Raw genomic sequence first — 18717 nt, forward strand, 5'->3', positions numbered from 1 at the left:
CTCATAAAGGCGTAAACTGTGTTGAGATGCAAGGGATGGATTCCGTCATCCAACGCGAACGAGGGCCCCGATATGTCCCATCAGCTCGCTGCCCGGGTGCGGTGGCGCGTGACCGCCGAACTGGGTGCCGCACTGTTCACCGTTATGCTGGTGGCCGGACTGCTGGGTCACGCTCTGAGCCTGCCGAGCCTCTATCTGGCGTCGGCGTTTCTGACGGGCCTGGTGCTGGTCACGACGGTTGGAATCTGCTGGTCCAGGACGCCATCCGGACAACGCCCGCCGGACGACAGCACCCTCGGACCCGCCAATTGGGTGACCCTCAGTCGAGGCACGCTGGTCTGCATTGCGGCGGCCTTTATACCGTTCTCGCACTATGCTGCCCAGCACGCCTGGATCATCGCCTGGATCAGCCTGATCGCCCTGATCATGGACGGTGTCGACGGCGCCACGGCACGCCGCACCCAGAGCGCCTCGGCTTTCGGTGCCCGCTTCGATATGGAGCTGGACGCGGCGTTGATGCTGGTGCTCTGCGCGCTGCTGATCACACAGGGCAAAGTCGGCCCCTGGGTTCTGACCATCGGCCTGATGCGCTACCTGTTCGTCCTTGCCGGTGGACTGAGCCCTGGACTCCGCGCGCCGCTGCCCGAGAGTCGCCTTCGCAAGACCGTCTGCGTCTGGCAATTGGTCACGCTCATGGTCTGCCTGCTGCCCTGGGTGTCCCAAGGCTGGGCAGTGGGTCTGCTGACCATTGCCCTCACCCTGCTTGTCTATTCCTTCGGCCGAGACAGTATCTGGCTGCTTGCTCACCGCGATGCCAAGGAGACGTCCCGATGACACCTGTGAGACATCTATTCGCGGCCCTGCTTTGCTTCGGGCTGTTCAACACATCGGCTGCAGCCGAGCCCATCAAGTACAAAATCGACCCGGACCACTTTTCCGTGCTGTTTGCCGTCAATCATCTGGGCTTCGACGACGTCCTCGGTTTCTTTCGGGAAGCCAACGGCGGGTTTACCTATGACAAGGACACCGGCGAACTGACGCAAGGCAAGGTGGTGATCAAGAGCAAGAGCGTCTTTACCAACCACAAGGAGCGGGACGAGCACCTGTGCAAAGCTGACTTTCTCAATTGCCGGAAATACCCGGACATCACCTTCCAGGTCACGCGGTTCGAGAAGAAGACAGCCACCACCGGTGTCTTGCATGGCAACCTGACGCTGCTGGGACAGACGCGCCCGGTCGCGCTGGATTTAACGCTGAACAAGGCCGGGGTCTATCCATTCGGCCACGAGAAGTTCACCCTGGGCTTCTCGGCGACCACCACGTTGCAGCGAAGCCAGTGGGGCATGGACTACGGCCTGAATCCCCTGATGGTCGGTGATGACGTCCGGTTACGGTTCGAGTTCGAAGCCTACGACGACAGCGGACTGTTCTGACCCGGCGCATTCCTCGCCTGTGGGCGACGACCGATCGGCGCTGCCCACAGGCCAGCCTTTCCGATAGCGTGTGGTGAGAAGCGCCGTGATACACTGCGCGGCGTTTCAATAACCCACTCGGCTGTTTCACTGAATGAACCTTACTGACGCCAGAAAAGCCGATCTCCTGCTTGTCCTGGTTACCCTGCTCGCTGGAATCGGCTGGATTTTCTCGAAAGAGGCGGTCCTGCTGATGCCGCCGTTGCTGTTCATGGCCTGCCGCTTTCTACTGGCCGGCGCCATTCTCTGTATCGCCGGCCACCGTCAGATCGCCCGTTTGTCGTTGGAGCAGCTTCGGCGTGCCGTGGGCGTCGGGCTGGTGTTTGGTGTTGCCATGAGCTGCTGGATCAGTGGCCTGTTTCTCACGGAAAACGTGGGCGAAGGCGCCTTCCTCACCAGCCTCGGCGTCGTCTTTGTGCCGGTGATCGCGCGGGTCGTGTTCCGGGAAGCGCAACCGATGTCCACCTGGGTCGCCCTGCCCGTCGCGATTTCCGGGCTGGCGTTGCTGTCCCTGCGTAACGGTTTCCGTCCGGAGCCGGGCCAGGTGCTGTTTGTCCTGGCGGCCCTGATCTTTGCACTTTATTTCACGCTCAACACCCGTGCCGCGAACACCCGCATCGTGCAGCGCAGAACCGGCGGTGAACGTCGCAAGGAACGCGTGCCCGCCCTGGCCCTGACCGCCATCGCCCTGGTGACGGTCGGCGCGGTCACCCTGAGTCTGTCCGCGATCCGTGAGTCCTGGCTACCCACGGTCCATCATTTCAATCCGATGATCCTGGTCTGGGTCGGCCTCTCGGCCATCCTTGGCACGGCGGGGCGTTTCTTCGTTCAGACTTATGCGCAGAGTCTGTCGATCAACAGTCATGGGGTCGTGATCATGGTTCTGGAACCGGTCTGGGTCGCTATCTTCGCGGCGGGTTGGTTCGGCGAGATCATGTCTGGCATGCAGGCGGCCGGATGCTCGCTGATTTTCGGGGCGTTGCTGATCAATCGGTGGAGTGCGGTGAGGAAGTTGATTCTAAGGCGATGAGTTAGGAAGGCGTCACCCGGGCGCCTGGCGGCGCCTCAGAAGCTGAAGCATCTGCTACATACTCCCGAGATAACGCACCAATGTAGCCGATGCTTCAGCTTCGGAGCAGCCTGCAGGGCTGCCTGGCATCATTAACCATGCCACTCGGCAATTAAGCCTATCGTCTTGTTTCTGAAAAATATCTGGAAAGCGGATTCCAGAAAACAAAAAAGCCGCTTGGACATCATCCTAAGCGGCTCTTTCGTAACGGAATTCGTTGGTAGGACCAGGCAGATTCGAACTGCCGACCTCTACCATGTCAAGGTAGCGCTCTAACCAACTGAGCTATGGTCCTCCGTCAACGGGGACGAACTATACTGATCCGCTCCCCGGGGGTCAACTGGTTTTTTGAACCCGGCCGGCAAAAAATATGGCCGGTCGTTTTTACACCCCGTAGAACGACCGATACCAGTCCACAAAACGCGCGATCCCCTCTTCTACCGGCGTGTCCGGCTTATAGCCCACGTCGTCGATCAAGGCCTGAACATCGGCGTAGGTGGCCGGCACATCACCCGGCTGCATTGGCAGCAGATTCTTCTCCGCCTTGCGGCCAATCCGCTCTTCGATGATCTCGATAAACCGGCTCAACTCCACCGGGTTGTTGCTGCCGATGTTGTAGATCCGATAAGGCGCGTTGCTGGTGCCGGGATCCGGGTTGGCACCGCTCCACTCGTCGTTCGGTTCCGCCACGTTGTCCAGGGTTCGGACGACGCCTTCGACGATGTCGTCGATGTAGGTGAAGTCACGCTTGTGGTGGCCGTGATTGAACACATCGATGGGCTCACCGGCGAGGATCTTGCGGGTGAAGATGAACAACGCCATGTCCGGCCGGCCCCAGGGACCATAGACGGTAAAGAAACGCAGTCCGGTGGTCGGCAGACGGTACAGATGACTGTAGGTGTGTGCCATCAACTCGTTGGCTTTCTTGGAGGCCGCGTACAGGCTCAACGGGTGGTCCACGTTATCGTGGACGGAGAACGGCATGGTCTCGTTGGCGCCGTAGACGGAGCTGCTGGAGGCGTAGACCAGATGCTTCACGTCGTTATGCCGGCAACCCTCCAGAATGTTCATGAAGCCCACCAGGTTGGCATCGACGTAGGCGTGCGGGTTTTCCAGGGAGTAACGCACACCCGCCTGGGCCGCCAGGTGGACAACTCGCTCCGGCTGGTAGTCCCGGAAGACGGCTTCCATGGCTTCCCGGTCGGCAACGTCCTTGCGAACTTCGGTAAAACCCTCGCGGCATGTCAGGCGTTCCAGGCGTGCTTCTTTCAGGCTGACGTCGTAATAGTCATTCACGTTATCCACGCCGATGACTTCATCGCCTCGGTCCAGGAGGCGGTGAGCCAGGTGCGAACCAATAAAACCTGCCGTGCCGGTGACCAGAATCTTCAAGTTAATCTCCCTGTCGGTAATCGGAAAACATGGATGGGATGGCGGGAGTCAGGCACGTGGCGACGTTCGACACATCCCTGTCCGCATAATCAGAACCCTGTCGGTACCTCGCCTACAGCTCGACGAATCAACTGGGCGTGGTCGGCTCCGATCAGGTCAGCCTGTTATAAAGCCTATTCTAACCATACCCATAAAAAAAGAGCGCCAGATGGCGCTCTTTTAATGCCGAATTCAGGCGCTGTTCAGAAATCCAGGCCGGCGCTGATGAACGGTCCACCCAGATCCACGTCCATGGCGTCATCGCCATCTTCATAGTCGATGCTCATTTTACGATACCCGGCCTGCAGGCGCAGCACGGACAGGTCGTATTGCGCGTAGGCCGAGCCGTCGAGCAGCGAGTCGCCGCCATAGCTGACGCCGTTACCCTCAACACCGACGGACAAACCGGTCAGCGGAAGATCAAAACGGGCGGCCGCATACAGCATGGGAACGACAGCGTCGATCTTGGTGCGCGTCGCGTTGCCGGCCACCGTGCGCTGTTCAACCTTCAGGTCGCCATCAAGCTTGCGCACGGTCAGGCCCGCATCCAGGTTGACCCAGTTATCCAGAAGCTCGTAATACATCGTCAAGTCAAGCTGGTCGATGTCCAGCTCGGAATGAACCGGTACGCCGGGAAGCAGATCACCAAAGCCATCGACCCCGACATTGCCGTTACCGCTCTGTTTGATCGCGGTGTAATTCACTCGAATGTTGGGAAGCACGGGAATCGGGTGTTCGAAAACCGCGGTCAGATTGACATTGTCGTCGCTGTCCAGATTCAGATCGTCGTCGACGTCAACTTCGTCACTGTTCTGGCTGGCGGTACCGGTCAGGTCGGAGTCCCAGTAGCTGACCTGGGCACCCACACCCACCACATCAGCCGCAGCCACGGAGCTAAAGCAGCCCAGGCCGCCCAGTAGTACGATGGCGGTTTTGCGCATGTGTCACCTTCCTGTTCTTGATGTGTTGTCGGTGGATCAGGCCCGGCTGCCGATACCGGGCGACTACTCAGGGTCTTCAGTCGAACTGGATACCCAGCCGACGACCCACTTCCTCGTAGGCCTCAATCACTTCACCCAGGCCCTGACGGAAGCGGTCTTTGTCCATCTTCTTGCGGGTGTCCTTGTCCCAGATCCGACAGCCGTCGGGGCTGAACTCGTCACCCAGGACAATCTGACCGTCGGAGCGGCCAAATTCCAGCTTGTAGTCCACCAACAGCATGCCGGCATCGTCGAACAGTTCCTTGAGCACGTCGTTGACCTTGTAGGTCAGCGTTTTCATTTGCGCCAGATCGTCTGCGCCGGCCCAGCCGAAGGTTTCCGCCAGTGATTCGTTGATCATTGGATCGTGCAGCGCGTCGTCCTTCAGGAACAGTTCGAAGGTCGGCGGCTGCAGGGCCTGCCCTTCCTCGACACCAAGACGACGGCACAGGCTGCCGGCGGCGTAGTTCCGGACGACACATTCGACCGGAAACATGTCCAGCTTCTTCACGAGCGATTCCACCGGAGACAGGACTTTCTCGAAATGCGTCGGGATGCCGGCCGCTTCCAGCTTCTCCATAATGAAGGCGTTGAAACGGTTGTTGACCATCCCCTTGCGGGCCAGCTGTTCCTTCTTCTCACCATCGAAAGCCGAGGTGTCGTCGCGAAACAGCAGTACGAAGCGGTCGGGATCGTCGGTGCGGTAGACCGACTTGGCTTTACCTGAATAGAGCGCTTCGCGCTTTTCCATTTTCTTTCTCCGGTGTGCGCGGCGGCCCTGGGAGCCGCCGGATAGATTTTAACGATTAATAGAGATGCTCGAACAGGGTCGACAACAAGCGGGCTGAACGATCGTCGCCGCTGTAATCCGGTGCGGTTTTCGTTCTCAGGTTCACCACGTCGCCTTCCTTGCGGATGCTGACAAGATAGGTGTACTCCGGTTTATCGGGATCTGCAAACCAGTTGAACCAGCCCGACTCCCGCTCTTCTTCCGTGCGGAAATCCACATAGAACTGACCGGCACTGCGGTCGATATCGACTACCGGAACCTGCGCCTCGGACAGCGAGCGGGTCACTTCAGACCAGGCCCGATCGAAACTCAAGTCCATCTCGATGTGGGGATCGCTGCTCTGGCCGGCGACCATCTTCACTTTCGGTGCGCTGGGAATATTGAGCGCTGCGCGGGAGTAGGACTTGGTGTCTTCCCGCTGTTTGAGGAAATCGCCCAGGTCAGACAGCAGCGTCCGCTCTTCTTTGGCATCGGAGGTTTCCGATGGCCACTGCAGCATGCCGTCCGGACGACCGTCGACCTTGCTCACGCGGAACTGGATCTCGGTGGTCTTGCGACGGACCCCCGGGGAAATCCGCGACTGCACCACCGTCAGCTTTTCAGGATTCTCATTGGTGATATCCAGCAGGTTGCGGGCCCGGGAACTGAAATCCGCCACTTCCGTCTGCAGCAGGCCAATCTGCGGGTTATCCCGCGCCACACCGAGTCCTCTGTCGGTCAGGTAGGACGACACCATCGGCCACACCCGTCCGGGGACTTCGTTGACCAGCAGCCATATTTGCCCGTTGAGCTCCTCGATCACGTAGTTCTGGTCAAGGATTTCGGACGTCATATCCGGCGGATTGGGGATTTCAAACTCACCGGTCGCCACCTGATCACCCGTCTGGGTCTCGCGGATGGGATAGGCCGGCTGGATGTGCTCGCGGGTTTGCCAGTCTGGCACTTTGACGCCTTTGCCGGTTGGCGCGTCGCGGTATTCATTGGAGCGGTCATGAATAATGCCGCAACCTGACAGCAGGCCCAGCATCAAGGCGCCCGCCATCAGGCGGGCCGGTCGGGTTTCAGAACGCATCAAACGACTCCGGGACGAGCCGCCTCGGCCCGCCCCCACCTGTTTGGATTGATTCAAAGGACACCTGCGCTGGTCAGCGCCTCCTCGACCTCTGAATGGAATTTCGGATCAAGGGGGGTCAGCGGCAAACGGATGCCTTCGCTGATCAGGCCCATGCGATGCAGAGCCCACTTAACAGGAATCGGGTTGGCTTCGAGGAAGAGCTTGCGATGCAGCGGCATCAGCTTCTCGTTGATTTGGGCCACCCGGTCCCGGTCCCCGGCAATGGCCGCTTCACACAGGTCAGCCATGCCCCGTGGCGCCACGTTGGCGGTCACAGAGATGTTGCCCTTGCCGCCGGCCAACATCAGGTCGGCTGCGGTCGCGTCGTCACCGGAATAGACCACCATACGACCCTCAACCCGCTGGATGAGTTCCTCACCACGCGGAATATTACCGGTCGCGTCCTTGATACCCACGATGTTAGGGATATCGGCGAGGCGCTCGACCGTCTCGTTCATCATGTCGCAGGAGGTCCGGCCCGGTACGTTATAGAGGATCTGATCGACCGGTACGGCTTCGGCAATGGTCCGGAAATGACGATAAAGCCCTTCCTGGGTCGGCTTGTTGTAGTACGGCACAACGAGCAGGCAGGCGTCAGCGCCCAATTTGTGAGCCTCGGCCGTCAGTTCGATCGCTTCCCGCGTGGAGTTACCACCGGTGCCGGCAATCACTGCAATGCGACCATTCACCCGTTTGATAATATGGCCGATAACACGACAATGCTCATCCGGATCGAGGGTGGACGCCTCACCGGTCGTGCCGACGGCAACGATCCCGTGGGTGCCATTGTCCAGGTGGAAATCGACCAGGCGATCCAGCTCTTCCCAATGAATCTCTCCATCGGGGTGCATGGGGGTGGCCAGGGCGACGAGGCTACCAGTGATCATAATGACTCCGTTCGCGTAAAACGGTAATGGTAATTGCGGCTGACAACCGAAACAACCATTCTATATGACCGCCTGACAGACTTTTCATCGTAGAACCCATTGAACCATTCATTTCACAGCAAGGAGATGCCATGAGCACCGTAGAATTGAACCAACCGGTTCCGGATTTCACCCTGCCGGCCACCGGCGAGCAGGACATCAGCCTGTCTGATTTTCGCGGCAAGAAAAACGTTGTCATTTACTTCTACCCGAAGGACAGCACCCCGGGTTGCACCACCGAAGGCGGCGATTTCCGCGACCATCATGACGCTTTCGAGAAGGCGGACACGGTGATCTTCGGGGTCTCCCGAGACGGCATCAAGTCACACGAGAACTTCAAGGCCAAGCAGTCGTTCCCCTTCGAACTGCTGTCCGACAAGGAAGAAACCGTGTGCAAGCTGTTTGACGTTATCAAGCTCAAGAAGATGTACGGCAAGGAAAGCCTGGGCGTGGAACGCAGCACGTTCCTGATCGACAAGGAAGGCGTGCTGCGCCAGGAATGGCGCAAAGTGAAGGTGAAAGGACACGTTGAAGAGGTCCTGGAAGCCGCACAGGGCCTTTAAGCCCTGAGCTGACGGCAGGCCACGCCTGCCGTCAGTATCCCGGACTACTCGGCAGCCCGCTTATCCTCGGGCGGCAACGAATAATGCACCGGCCACGCTGCGAAAATGGCCTTCAGCATGGTGGCCAGCGGAATCGCGAAGAACACGCCCCACAACCCCCAGATACCGCCAAAGAACAGCACCGCGATGATGATCACGACCGGGTGAAGATTGTTCACCTCGGAGAAAAGGACCGGCACCAGTACGTTACCGTCCAGCGCCTGGATGATGCCGTAAACTACCATCAGCCAGATGAACTCGCTGCTCCAGCCAAAGGCAAACAGGCCGATCATGGCCACCGGCACGGTCACCACCGCTGCCCCGATATAGGGGATGACGACCGACAGGCCCACCAGCAGGGACAGCAAGGCCGCATAGGGCAACCCCATCAACCGGAACGCCACAAAGGTCGCGCCACCAACGATGACGATTTCGAGGGCCTTGCCTCGCACGTAATTGGCGCATTGCTGGTTCACCTCGGCCCAGATGCGGCGCATCATCGGGCGCTGCTGCGGCAGGGTCGACGCCAGGGCCCGCACCAGGAGGTCGCGATCCTTCAGGAAGAAGAACACCAGGATCGGCAGCAGGACCAGGTAGATGAGGATCGCCATGACGTCGGGAATGCTCGACAGGGAAAACGAGACCAACCACTGGGTGAAGTTGGCGGCCTCACTGGTGGCCTGCTGATACAGGTTGTTGATCTGTGCCATCGACACCAGATGCGGGTACTCCTGGGGCAGCAGCTCCAGATAGGCCTGCATTTCCCGGAACATGCGCGGCGTTTCGCCAGCCAGCGACGTCAACTGCGACCACAACAACGGCATCATGCCCAGCAGGAAACCCACCAGAACGCCCAGAAAGAGCAGGAAGACGAGTATCACGGCCACCAGGTTGGGCACCCCGTGATTCGTCATTTTGGTGACGAGCCCTTGCAGGATAAAGGCAATGATCACGGCGGCGATCACTGGCGCCAGCGTATCCCCCATCCAGATCACGGCCAGCGTCCCGAGAATCAACAGCAGGAACAGGATGACCGCTTCATCATCCGAAAAGTATTTGTGGGCCAGCGCCCGGATAATTCTGACCATCAACCGCTCCGTCTAACGCGAATCGCCACAGCGTATCAGAAAACGGAAGATCCCCTCGGATTCTTCTGCCTTTTCCAGAACATGCTGGGTTAATTTCAGGAAAGACGGGATATCTTTGGCCGATCCCGGGTCTGTAGAGATAACTTCCAGGTTGTCGCCCGGCTGCATGCTATTGAGCTGGAGCTTGGTCTTGAGCAGCGGCATGGGACAACGAAGCCCGCTGGTGTCCAGAAAGTGGTCTGCCATAGTATCGGATACTTCCAAAGTCGCTTGAATCTGTCATGATCCACCGTGTAAACATAAGCGCACACCGTAAAGAGGATGTTGCAAAAGCGTCGCGAGCGATAGCCAGACAAGGCGAAAATCAACGAAAGAGCGCAGTTTACGGGCTGTAAATGAGCATCTTGATCGGACTCGCGCACGAGGCGATTTTCAACGCCGCATGGCTGAGCGCAGTAGCTTTTGCAACATCCTCTAACAATCATGTCATCAGGAGTATATCAGGCCCGCTATGAATCACGTGTTAGTCCCCCACTTTTGTCGTAAGGGACTCCTGGGGCTGACGGCAGGATTGGCAATCTGCCTGGCGACAGCGACGCCCGTTTACGCCGACGACAGCAACCTGCCCTCTCTGGGTGGCGTTGGCGGAGGCCTGATTTCCGAACAGCAGGAAGCCGCTATAGGCCAGCAGGTCCTGCAATCAATCCGCCGCTCCACCCCGGAGATCGGGGATCCCCTGGTTCTGGATTATTTGTCGACGGTGGTTCACCGGTTGTTGCCCTACGCCGCGCTGCAGAACCGCAACCTCAGTATGGTGGTGATCGATAGCGACGCCATCAACGCGTTTGCCGTTCCCGGCGGCGTTATCGGCGTTAACGGCGGCCTGTTCCTGAACGCCGAAACCGAGCAGGAATTCGCGTCGGTCATGGCCCACGAACTGGGTCACCTGGTTCAGCGTCATTTCGCCCGCCGCATGGAGCGTCAGGAACAGAACGCACCCCTGGCCATGGCCGGCATGCTGGCCGGGATTATCCTGTCCGCGGTGACCAAATCCGATGTCGGCATTGCCACGATCGCCGGCTCCCAGGCCGCGGCCGTGCAGAATATGCTTCAGTACAGCCGCTCCAATGAGCGGGAGGCGGACCGCGTGGGTCTCGACATGTTGGCCGCTGCCGGATTCGATCCGCACGGCATGCCGGAAATGTTCGAAATCATGATGCGCCAGAGTCGCCTGCAGGGCAGCGAGGTTCCGGAATACCTCTCGACGCACCCCCTGACCCAGAACCGGATCTCGGATTCCCGCAGCCGCGCCAATCAGTATCCATCCGAGAACTACCAGGATTCCATGGAATATCACCTGGTTCGCGCCCGGGTAATGGTGCATTACGCCCAGACGCCTGAGAAAGCCGTTGAAATCTTTCAGCAGTATGTCGACCAGAAGGACACCCTGCCCCCGCCGTCTGCACGCTACGGACTTGCCGTGGCCAAATTGGCCGCAGACGACGCAGCTGGTGCGGAGAAGATCCTGAAAGACCTGCTGAACGACTACCCCGGGCGCATCACGTTCCAGGTCACGCTGGCCGAAACGCTGACCCAGGAGAAAAAAACCGAAGAAGCCATCTCGCTGATGGACGATGCCCTGCACCGCAACCCGGGCAATTACCCGATCCGCTATCAGTTGGCCGACTCCCTTTACGCAGGCAACCATGCCCAGAGAGCGGCCGAGGTTTACAGCAAGTTGGCCAACGACTACCCCGACAAGGCCTATATCTGGCTGAAACTGTCCGACGCCGAAGGTCAGGCCCGCAATATTGTGGGCGTGCACCGGGCCCGGGCCGAGTACTATCTGCTGATGGGCGACCATGAAGCGGCGATACGCCAGCTCCGCGAAGCCCAGAACAAGGCACCGCCCGGCACGCCAACCCGGGAAATTGTGACTCAACGCCTGTCGCAGATCACCCGGGCCATGCACGAAGCACAGCAGTAGGAAGAGATTCCAAAGAAGAAGGGAATACCGGATAGCCCGCGTCAGCCATCCGGTTAAGCCACACCGATCAGGCGTTACCCGCCGCCTTGAGGTTCATCGAGGCGGTGAAATCGAGCATCCGGCGCAGGGGCCGCAACGCCTCTTCGCGCAGCGTCTCATCCACATGAATTTCCTGATCCCCTGTTTGCAGGACATGAAGCAGGTTTTCCAGGCCGTTCATTGCCATCCAGGGACAATGAGCGCAACTGCGACACGTGGCGCCATTACCCGCCGTAGGCGCTTCGATCAGCGTCTTGTTCGGCGCCAGCTGCTGCATCTTGTAGAAAATGCCGTTGTCGGTGGCGACCACAAAGCGCTCGTTGGGAAGCGTCTGCACCGCGTGAATCAGCTGGGATGTGGAGCCCACCACGTCGGCCATTTCCACCACCGCTTCCGGTGATTCCGGGTGGACCAGAATCGCGGCATCCGGATACAGCGCCTTGAGATCATCGACACCGCGGGCCTTGAACTCTTCATGGACGATACAGGAGCCGTCCCAAAGCAGCATATCAGCGCCGGTGGTGCGTTCGATATAACCGCCCAGATGCTTGTCCGGCGCCCACAGGATCTTCTCGCCACGAGCGTCCAGATGTTCAACGATGCTCTGCGCGCAACTTGAGGTGACGACCCAGTCCGCCCGTGCTTTAACCGCAGCAGACGTATTGGCATAAACCACCACGGTCCGGTCCGGATGCGCATCGCAGTAAGCACTGAACTCGTCGGCAGGACAGCCCACATCCAGCGAGCAGGTGGCCTCCAGCGTCGGCATCAGGACGGTCTTTTCCGGGTTCAGGATCTTGGCGGTTTCGCCCATGAACTTCACGCCGGCAACCACGACTGTCGTCGCGGAATGCTGGTTTCCGAAACGGGCCATCTCCAGGGAATCCGCCACACAGCCACCGGTTTCTTCCGCCAGACGCTGGATGTCGGGGTCGGTGTAATAGTGGGCGACCAACACGGCATCACGAGCTTTCAGCTCGGCCTTGATGGCGTCTTCAAGGCGACGTTTCTCGTCGACGCTCAACGACCGCGGTTCCGCCTCATGGGCAAGATGTTCCTGTACCAGGATTCTGTCTTTGGCATTTACCATGAATTCTCTTCTCTCACCTGTCGCCCGACATGTCCCTTGGACCGCTCTTTGGCCATCCAGATCCGCATCGCCCATGCCGGCCGTGGATAATGCCCTGTAAATGGGGGCAAACCGGGATTATAGCAACCCTTGGAGCGACACATTAACGTCATGGTTGCATGATAAGGCAGTCGCCGGACGGTTCCCATACCTGAGCTTGCGCCCGGCGACCTGAAACGGCCATAACCACATGATCAGGCAAGGATTGCCGACCATCAGGCAATAAAAAAGGGGAGCCTTGGGCTCCCCTTTCAGGTGGCAGTGTCGCCTGCCTTGTTTGGTGGGTCGTGATGGATTCGAACCATCGACCAATTGGTTAAAAGCCAACTGCTCTACCAACTGAGCTAACGACCCAAAACGGTCTGCGATTTTCCCCGACGAATCAGGCCATTATCGCTTGGAAGCCGCTTCAAAGCGCCTCCCTCAAATAGGTGGTGGGTCGTGATGGATTCGAACCATCGACCAATTGGTTAAAAGCCAACTGCTCTACCAACTGAGCTAACGACCCCGAACGAGGCGCATATGGTACGGATTTTTTTTCGCTTGGCAAGCCCCAGTTCCAGGAAATTTTCTGAATTCCTCAGAAAACATCAACCGCAACAAAAACCTGCTTACAAACCGACCAATGCGACCCCGGTTTTGATCACAATTTCGTCAGATAATCCCGCGCCAGCTTCGCTGCGTTGGAATCCGGGTATTTCTTTGGCACCGACTGCAGGGTCGAGCGTGCGTCCGCATCGTCGCCCATTCGAGCCTGGGTCACACCGAGCTTGTACAACGCATCCGGCGCCTTGCGATGATCGGCAAACCGGGTCGCGACGATCGTGAACGCCTGCTTGGCCTGAGGCAACTGCGGCTTGGCCAGATACACTTCCCCGAGCCAGTAATAGGCATTGACCGTCAGATCCCCTTCCGGGTGCTCCGAAATAAAGCCGTAGAGCTTGTCGATCGCCTGGTCGTAGGCCTTCTTGTCCCGGATGAGCGTCTGGATCTCATCGTATTCGGCCTGCTCGGCCTGGGTCGGCGCGCGGTATTCCCGCGTTTTCTGGACCTGATCCGAGTCGCCACCACCCTGCTCGTCCGCACCGGAAGCCCCCGTCGCAGCCTGTGACGGTTGATCCGACTGCTTGCGCGACAACTCCAGGACGCGCTGATCCAGATCGATGTAACGCTGCCGGGACTGCTTGGAGAGCTGATCGAGCTTGTGCCGCTGTTCTTCCAGATCGCCCTGCAGTTCCTGCACCTGTCGACGCAGCTGCTGGATCATGAAATACAGCTCGGAACTGGCCTGGCTGTCACCCGACTGGCTTCGAGCCGCAGAGTCCGCGTTCTGGTAAGCGGGAACCGAAGATTGCGCCAGGGCGCTGCCGCTCAGCGACAGCGCCACGGCGGCCATGAGAAATCGCCTCATGTGCCACACACCCTGTTATTGGTAGATCAATTCCACACGACGGTTCTGGGCGTACGCGCTCTCGTCGTGACCCATCACAGCCGGCTTCTCTTCGCCGTAGCTGATGGTTTCGATCTGGTCGCGCGAGGCGCCATTCACCACCAGGAAGCGCTCGACGGCCTTGGCACGACGCTCACCCAGGGCCAGGTTGTATTCCTTGGTACCGCGCTCGTCCGCGTGACCTTCCAGGCGGACACTGCGGTTCGGGTTCGCTGCCAGATACTTGGCGTGAGCAATCAGCACGTCGCGGGACTCGGACTTGATTTCAGAGGTATCGAAATCGAAGTAGAACGTGGTGATCTTGCGCATGGCCGCCTGCTCTTGCTGGGCCGCCTGTTCAGCTTGTGCGGCACGCTCCTCGTCAGTCATGGTCTGAGAGGAAACACCGCTGGAACCTTCACCGCCGTAGACTTCGCTACCGCCTTCCTGATCAACGGCAGAGACATCGGAGCCGTAAGCACCTTCTTCCTGCGTGCCACCGGTTGAACTACAGCCCGCCATGACGCCCATGGCAACCAGCAATGCGAATAACTTGGAATAGGTACGAATCATTGTCTTTTCCTTGATTGGTTTTGATGTGTGAGCCGCTGAACGCCGGATTGCATCCGGAACTGACCCAGTGGCCTATAAGTTACCGTTTTAACGTCAATTCAGGAAGGGTGACCAGGCCGGCTCACGCACATCACCGAAACGCGACGGGAGAATGTAGTTGGAACCACCGTCGGCGGAAATGACCGCAAGCACACTCTTGCCCCCTTCCTGGGTTGCATAGATCAGCAGACGTCCATTGGGAGCCACACTGGGCGACTCATCCAGCTTGGTCCGGGTCAGAATCGTCTCCTCCCCGCTTTCGATATTCATCCGCGCAATGTGGAAATAGGAATCGCGCTGGTGAACATAGAAAATGTGTTCGCCGTCCGGGCTGAACCGGGGACGTGCGTTGTAGCGACTGCCGAAGGTCAAGCGACGCAGGTCGCCGCCATCGGCATCCATCATGTAGATTTGTGGCCCACCGGACCGATCCGACGTGAACAGGAAGGAATCGCCGTCGGGCGACCAGTCGGGCTCGGTATCGATCGCCCAGTGATCCGTCATCCGCGTCAGTTTCCGACTGGCCACGTCCATCTTGTAGACTTCGGCATTGCCGTCGCGGGACAGGGTCATCAACAGCGAGTCGCCATCCGGTGACCAGGCCGGCGCCGAGTTCAGGCCGGGGAACTGGGCGATCCGTGTACGCTTACCGTTCGCCAGTTCCTGGATATAGATTGCCGGGCGCCCTGTCTCGAAGGACACGTACGCCAGCTTCTTACCATCGGGGGACCAGGCCGGCGACAGGATGGGCTCGCTCGACTTGAGACGGACACTCGCCCGCTTGCCGTCCACATCGCTGACGTTGAGACGATAGATGCGCTTGCCGTTCTCCATATCCAGGGTGACGTAGGCAATGCGGGTGGAGAAAACGCCCTTGTTGCCGGTGATCGCCTCGTACACCTTGTCGCTGATGTGGTGGGCCAGCGTGCGCAGATTGTTGGAGGCTACAGACGCGGTTTCCCCCATGATGCGCTTTTCGCGGTTGACGTCGAACAGCTCATAGCGGGCCGACACCTTGTCGCCGCCCGCCGGCTGCACCTGGCCGACCAACAGGTATTTCTGGCCCAGCAGGCGCCAGTCCCGGTAAAACACATCGTCGCCGTTGGTGGGTAGGCTCAGCATGCGCTCCGTCGCCAGCGGCTTGAATTCACCGCTCATCGCCAGATCTTCGTGGACAATCTGGCTGATGTTCTCACTGGGCTGGAAACCATCGGCTTTACCGAACGGCACCACCGCCACCGGGATGGCGTTGTCGGCCCCCTCGGTAATCCGAATCATCAGCTCCGCGTGAACCGGGAGCGCGATACAGGCGGCCAGCACCATGGTCACTATCACACGCATCATTCTGTGCATCCTGTCGTTGTCGATCGGTTTAAATCAGCACCCTACTTGAGCGTTTCCGGGTCGAACTGAATCGAGAACCGGCGGAAATACGTGTTGAACACGTCCGCATCGTCCGGCACCGGGAAGCGACTCACACCCCGAACGGCACTGAGAGCCGAGTTATCAAACGCTGTGTTGCCGCTGCTGTTGGTGATCTTGACCGAGACCAGCTCGCCGGTCGGCAGCAACGTAATCTCCAGTGTCGTTTTCAGCCCCTTGCGCGCAGACGACGGGATATACCAGGCATCACTCAGCCTCTGCCGGATCAGGGCCTCGTATTTTTCGCTTTCCGAAGCCATCCGGGCCTGCCGTGCCTTGGCGGCTGCGGCAGCCTCCGCCTTTTCACGTGCGGCCGCTTCCTGTTGCTGCTGCGCCTGTTCGGCCATCGTCGCCAGTTGCTGCTCGCGCTTGCGGCGCTCTTCCTCGCGCTTCTTCTCTTCCGCTTCACGCCGCTCTTTGGCCAGCTGTTCCTGGCGCTTGCGCTCCGCTTCTTCCTGCTTACGTTTTTCCTCGGCTTTGCGACGCTCTTCGGCGGCTTTTTCTTCCGCCTTGCGCTTCTCTTCAGCGGCCTTCTTCTCGGCCAGCTCCTTGCGCCGCTTTTCCTCTTCCGCCTTTTTCCTGGCGGCAGCCGCCGCTTCGGCCTCGGCTTTACGGCGGGCCTCCTCTTTCGCCTTGGCGGCCGCTTCCTGCTTCTCTTTCTCGCGAATCAGGGCCTTTTTGCGGGCCTCTTCCTGGCGCTTCTGTTCCTCAGCCTTGGCCTGTTCCGCCGCCTTTTTACGGGCCTCTTCCTGGGGATCCGGCTTGGGCTGTGATTCCGGCTGCGACGGTGGCTTGACCTCCGGCTTCTGCGCGGCCACTGGCTCCGGCATGATCAGCCGGGCCTGGATACTGCGCGGAGGCGGCTCGTGACTGGGCTTGGACCAGGACCAGCCCACCAGCGAAAACACCACAATCCCCACGTGCAGCGCGATGGACAGAGCCACCGGACTGCGCCAGGGCGGGCGCGACAGATAATCATTGGGTTCGCGTTTATTATCCGTCACAACCGAATCAACCTTCCGGTTCCTCCGTGATCAGCCCGACACTGGTTGCACCAGCCGACTGCAGGGCCGCCATCAGCCGGACCACCGTGCCGTATTGCACATTCCGGTCGCCTCGAACCAGCACATCGCGCTGGCTGCGACCGGAAAGAACCTTGTTGACCTGCTCCGTCAAAGTCGGCAACGGCATGGGATCGGAGCCCTTGTCACCCACTTCGATGTAGTACGCGCCGTTGGCATCCACAGAAACAATGACAGGCTCAACGTCTTTTGGTGCCTGCATCGGATCGGAGGTGGTTTCCGGCAGATCCACCTTGACCCCCTGGGTCATCATCGGCGCCGTCACCATGAAGATCACCAGCAGCACCAGCATCACGTCGATGTAAGGCACCACGTTGATCTCGGCCATGGGCTTACGCCGCGGCGTCGAGGTAATTCCCGTACTTTTCATACTGTGCCTCCCGACAGCTTAGGCTGCGCGGCCTTTCTCGCTGCTGTGAACACGACGGTGCAGGATGCTGGAAAACTCTTCGGCGAAGGTTTCGTAGTTCTTCAGCAACGCGTCGGATTTGGCAGCAAACCGGTTGTAGGCCACAACCGCTGGAATTGCGGCAAACAGACCCATGGCAGTGGCAATCAGGGCTTCGGAAATGCCCGGCGCGACGGTCGCCAGGGTGGCGTGCTGAACCTGCGCCAGGCCGCGGAAGGAGTTCATGATCCCCCAGACCGTGCCGAACAGCCCCACGTAAGGACTGGTGGAACCGACCGTCGCCAGGAACGGCAGGTGCGCTTCGAGTTTTTCCTGCTCCCGGGACAACGCCACCCGCATGGCACGCTGGGAGCCGTCCATCACCGCATCGGGATCCTGGCTTTGCTGGCGCAGCCTTGAGAACTCCCGGAAACCGGCCCGGAATACCGACTCAAGACCGCTGTGGGCCGTCGGATCATTGCTGACCTCACGATAAAGCTGCCCCAGATCCATGCCGGACCAGAACTTTTCCTCGAAGACCAGTTGGGCCTTGCGTGCCTTCTTGAACACCTGGAGGCGCTGGAACACCAGGGCCCACGAGATAACCGAGGCCAGGACGAGCAGCAACATGACCACCTGGACCAGGAAGCTGGCGTTCGCAACAAGACTCCAAACCGAAAGATGTGACTCCACGTTTCACTCCTGGATCTGACTCGGGCCGCACCGGCCCTTCAATTCGCTGTAATTTCCCTGACGACGGCCTGCATGGCCTCCGGCAATGCTCGGGGGCGCCCGGTGTCCAACGCCACACAGGCCACTTTGACATCCGCTTCCGCCAGCAACGCCCCATCGGACTGGCGTATGACTTGCTGCTTGAAGCCAAACCAGACGCGACCGCTGGACACCAGATTCGCCGAGACCCAAAGCTCGTCATCGAGCCGGGCCGGCTGCCGGAAGTGAATGTCCATCTTTTGCACGACATAACTGATGTTGTCCGCAAGACCGGCCCGCAGGGCGATCCCCTGACTGCGCACCCACTCGGTGCGCGCCCGCTCCATAAAGTGCAGATAGCGGGCGTGATAGACGATGCCGCCGGCATCGGTGTCTTCGATATAGACCCGTACCGGCCAACGAAACTCGTGTTTCGGCGCTTCCAT

20 protein-coding genes and 3 tRNA genes are annotated in these 18717 nt (G+C 59.4%); 5 read left to right on the top strand and 18 right to left on the bottom strand.

Features of this window, described 5'->3' with window-relative positions:
* The first annotated feature begins 72 nt into the window (after positions 1–72).
* The 3 genes from JL474_RS05120 (at position 73) to JL474_RS05130 (ending at position 2502) form a co-directional block, all read left to right on the top strand.
* Positions 73–834, top strand: a complete 762-nt coding sequence (locus tag JL474_RS05120; protein WP_203141161.1) for a CDP-alcohol phosphatidyltransferase family protein — start codon at positions 73–75, stop codon at positions 832–834.
* Entirely contained in the window at positions 831–1433 is a 603-nt protein-coding gene (locus JL474_RS05125; protein WP_203141162.1) for a YceI family protein, read from the top strand. The genes JL474_RS05120 and JL474_RS05125 overlap by 4 nt, the downstream gene beginning before the upstream one ends.
* A 133-nt stretch (positions 1434–1566) precedes the next feature.
* The gene (locus tag JL474_RS05130) at positions 1567–2502 is read left to right on the top strand and encodes a DMT family transporter (RefSeq protein WP_123634905.1); all 936 of its coding nucleotides are present in this window, start codon (positions 1567–1569) and stop codon (positions 2500–2502) included.
* 257 nt (positions 2503–2759) lie between these two features.
* On the opposite strand, the gene JL474_RS05135 is transcribed toward JL474_RS05130, so the two are convergent.
* The 6 genes from JL474_RS05135 to dapA form a co-directional block, all read right to left on the bottom strand.
* Positions 2760–2836, bottom strand: a tRNA-Val gene (locus JL474_RS05135).
* An 89-nt stretch (positions 2837–2925) separates the two neighbouring features.
* A complete protein-coding gene (locus JL474_RS05140; RefSeq protein ID WP_123634904.1) occupies positions 2926–3933 on the bottom strand; it encodes an NAD-dependent epimerase in 1008 nt (335 codons plus the stop codon).
* Positions 3934–4175: 242 nt separating this feature from the next.
* Positions 4176–4913, bottom strand: coding sequence for a TIGR04219 family outer membrane beta-barrel protein (locus JL474_RS05145; protein WP_123634903.1), 738 nt, complete (start codon positions 4911–4913; stop codon positions 4176–4178).
* Between the two features lie 76 nt (positions 4914–4989).
* Positions 4990–5703 (bottom strand): phosphoribosylaminoimidazolesuccinocarboxamide synthase, encoded by a 714-nt coding sequence (gene purC, locus JL474_RS05150; protein WP_203141163.1) that lies wholly within the window; start codon positions 5701–5703, stop codon positions 4990–4992.
* 55 nt (positions 5704–5758) lie between these two features.
* Positions 5759–6814: an outer membrane protein assembly factor BamC gene (gene bamC, locus JL474_RS05155; protein WP_203141164.1), complete on the bottom strand. Its 1056-nt coding sequence runs from the start codon at positions 6812–6814 to the stop codon at positions 5759–5761.
* A gap of 53 nt (positions 6815–6867) precedes the next feature.
* A complete protein-coding gene (gene dapA / locus JL474_RS05160; protein WP_123634900.1) occupies positions 6868–7743 on the bottom strand; it encodes a 4-hydroxy-tetrahydrodipicolinate synthase in 876 nt (291 codons plus the stop codon).
* A gap of 131 nt (positions 7744–7874) precedes the next feature.
* On the opposite strand from dapA, the gene JL474_RS05165 reads away from it, so the two are divergent.
* Positions 7875–8345, top strand: coding sequence for a peroxiredoxin (locus JL474_RS05165; protein ID WP_203141165.1), 471 nt, complete (start codon positions 7875–7877; stop codon positions 8343–8345).
* 44 nt (positions 8346–8389) lie between these two features.
* Here JL474_RS05165 and JL474_RS05170 read toward each other — a convergent pair whose 3' ends face one another.
* Positions 8390–9472, bottom strand: coding sequence for an AI-2E family transporter (locus tag JL474_RS05170; protein ID WP_123634898.1), 1083 nt, complete (start codon positions 9470–9472; stop codon positions 8390–8392).
* A gap of 12 nt (positions 9473–9484) precedes the next feature.
* Positions 9485–9718 carry a sulfurtransferase TusA family protein gene (locus JL474_RS05175; RefSeq protein WP_123634897.1) on the bottom strand — a complete coding sequence of 78 codons (234 nt, stop codon included), beginning with the start codon at positions 9716–9718 and terminating at the stop codon, positions 9485–9487.
* 265 nt (positions 9719–9983) lie between these two features.
* Here JL474_RS05175 and JL474_RS05180 point away from each other — a divergent pair, with 265 nt between their 5' ends.
* On the top strand, positions 9984–11459 hold the full coding sequence (locus JL474_RS05180) for a M48 family metalloprotease (protein WP_203141166.1): 1476 nt from the start codon (positions 9984–9986) through the stop codon (positions 11457–11459).
* A gap of 67 nt (positions 11460–11526) precedes the next feature.
* Here JL474_RS05180 and nadA read toward each other — a convergent pair whose 3' ends face one another.
* The 10 genes from nadA to ybgC all read right to left on the bottom strand — a co-directional run bounded on the left by nadA (position 11527) and on the right by ybgC (position 18717).
* The gene (nadA, locus tag JL474_RS05185) at positions 11527–12588 is read right to left on the bottom strand and encodes a quinolinate synthase NadA (protein WP_203141167.1); all 1062 of its coding nucleotides are present in this window, start codon (positions 12586–12588) and stop codon (positions 11527–11529) included.
* Positions 12589–12905: 317 nt separating this feature from the next.
* A tRNA-Lys gene (locus JL474_RS05190) sits at positions 12906–12981 on the bottom strand.
* Positions 12982–13059: 78 nt separating this feature from the next.
* Positions 13060–13135 (bottom strand) — tRNA-Lys (locus JL474_RS05195).
* Between the two features lie 135 nt (positions 13136–13270).
* Positions 13271–14038, bottom strand: coding sequence for a tol-pal system protein YbgF (gene ybgF / locus JL474_RS05200; RefSeq protein WP_203141168.1), 768 nt, complete (start codon positions 14036–14038; stop codon positions 13271–13273).
* A 15-nt stretch (positions 14039–14053) separates the two neighbouring features.
* Positions 14054–14629, bottom strand: coding sequence for a peptidoglycan-associated lipoprotein Pal (gene pal, locus JL474_RS05205; protein ID WP_123634893.1), 576 nt, complete (start codon positions 14627–14629; stop codon positions 14054–14056).
* Between the two features lie 93 nt (positions 14630–14722).
* On the bottom strand, positions 14723–16012 hold the full coding sequence (gene tolB / locus JL474_RS05210; protein WP_203141169.1) for a Tol-Pal system beta propeller repeat protein TolB: 1290 nt from the start codon (positions 16010–16012) through the stop codon (positions 14723–14725).
* A 41-nt stretch (positions 16013–16053) separates the two neighbouring features.
* Positions 16054–17094 (bottom strand): cell envelope integrity protein TolA, encoded by a 1041-nt coding sequence (gene tolA / locus JL474_RS05215; protein WP_328797777.1) that lies wholly within the window; start codon positions 17092–17094, stop codon positions 16054–16056.
* 7 nt (positions 17095–17101) lie between these two features.
* Positions 17102–17542 (bottom strand): protein TolR, encoded by a 441-nt coding sequence (gene tolR, locus JL474_RS05220; protein ID WP_203141170.1) that lies wholly within the window; start codon positions 17540–17542, stop codon positions 17102–17104.
* An 18-nt stretch (positions 17543–17560) separates the two neighbouring features.
* On the bottom strand, positions 17561–18253 hold the full coding sequence (gene tolQ / locus JL474_RS05225) for a protein TolQ (RefSeq protein ID WP_123634889.1): 693 nt from the start codon (positions 18251–18253) through the stop codon (positions 17561–17563).
* Between the two features lie 38 nt (positions 18254–18291).
* Positions 18292–18717: a tol-pal system-associated acyl-CoA thioesterase gene (gene ybgC / locus JL474_RS05230; RefSeq protein WP_123634888.1), complete on the bottom strand. Its 426-nt coding sequence runs from the start codon at positions 18715–18717 to the stop codon at positions 18292–18294.

Source organism: Marinobacter mangrovi, assembly GCF_016798325.1.
GTDB classification, from domain to species: domain Bacteria; phylum Pseudomonadota; class Gammaproteobacteria; order Pseudomonadales; family Oleiphilaceae; genus Marinobacter_A; species Marinobacter_A mangrovi.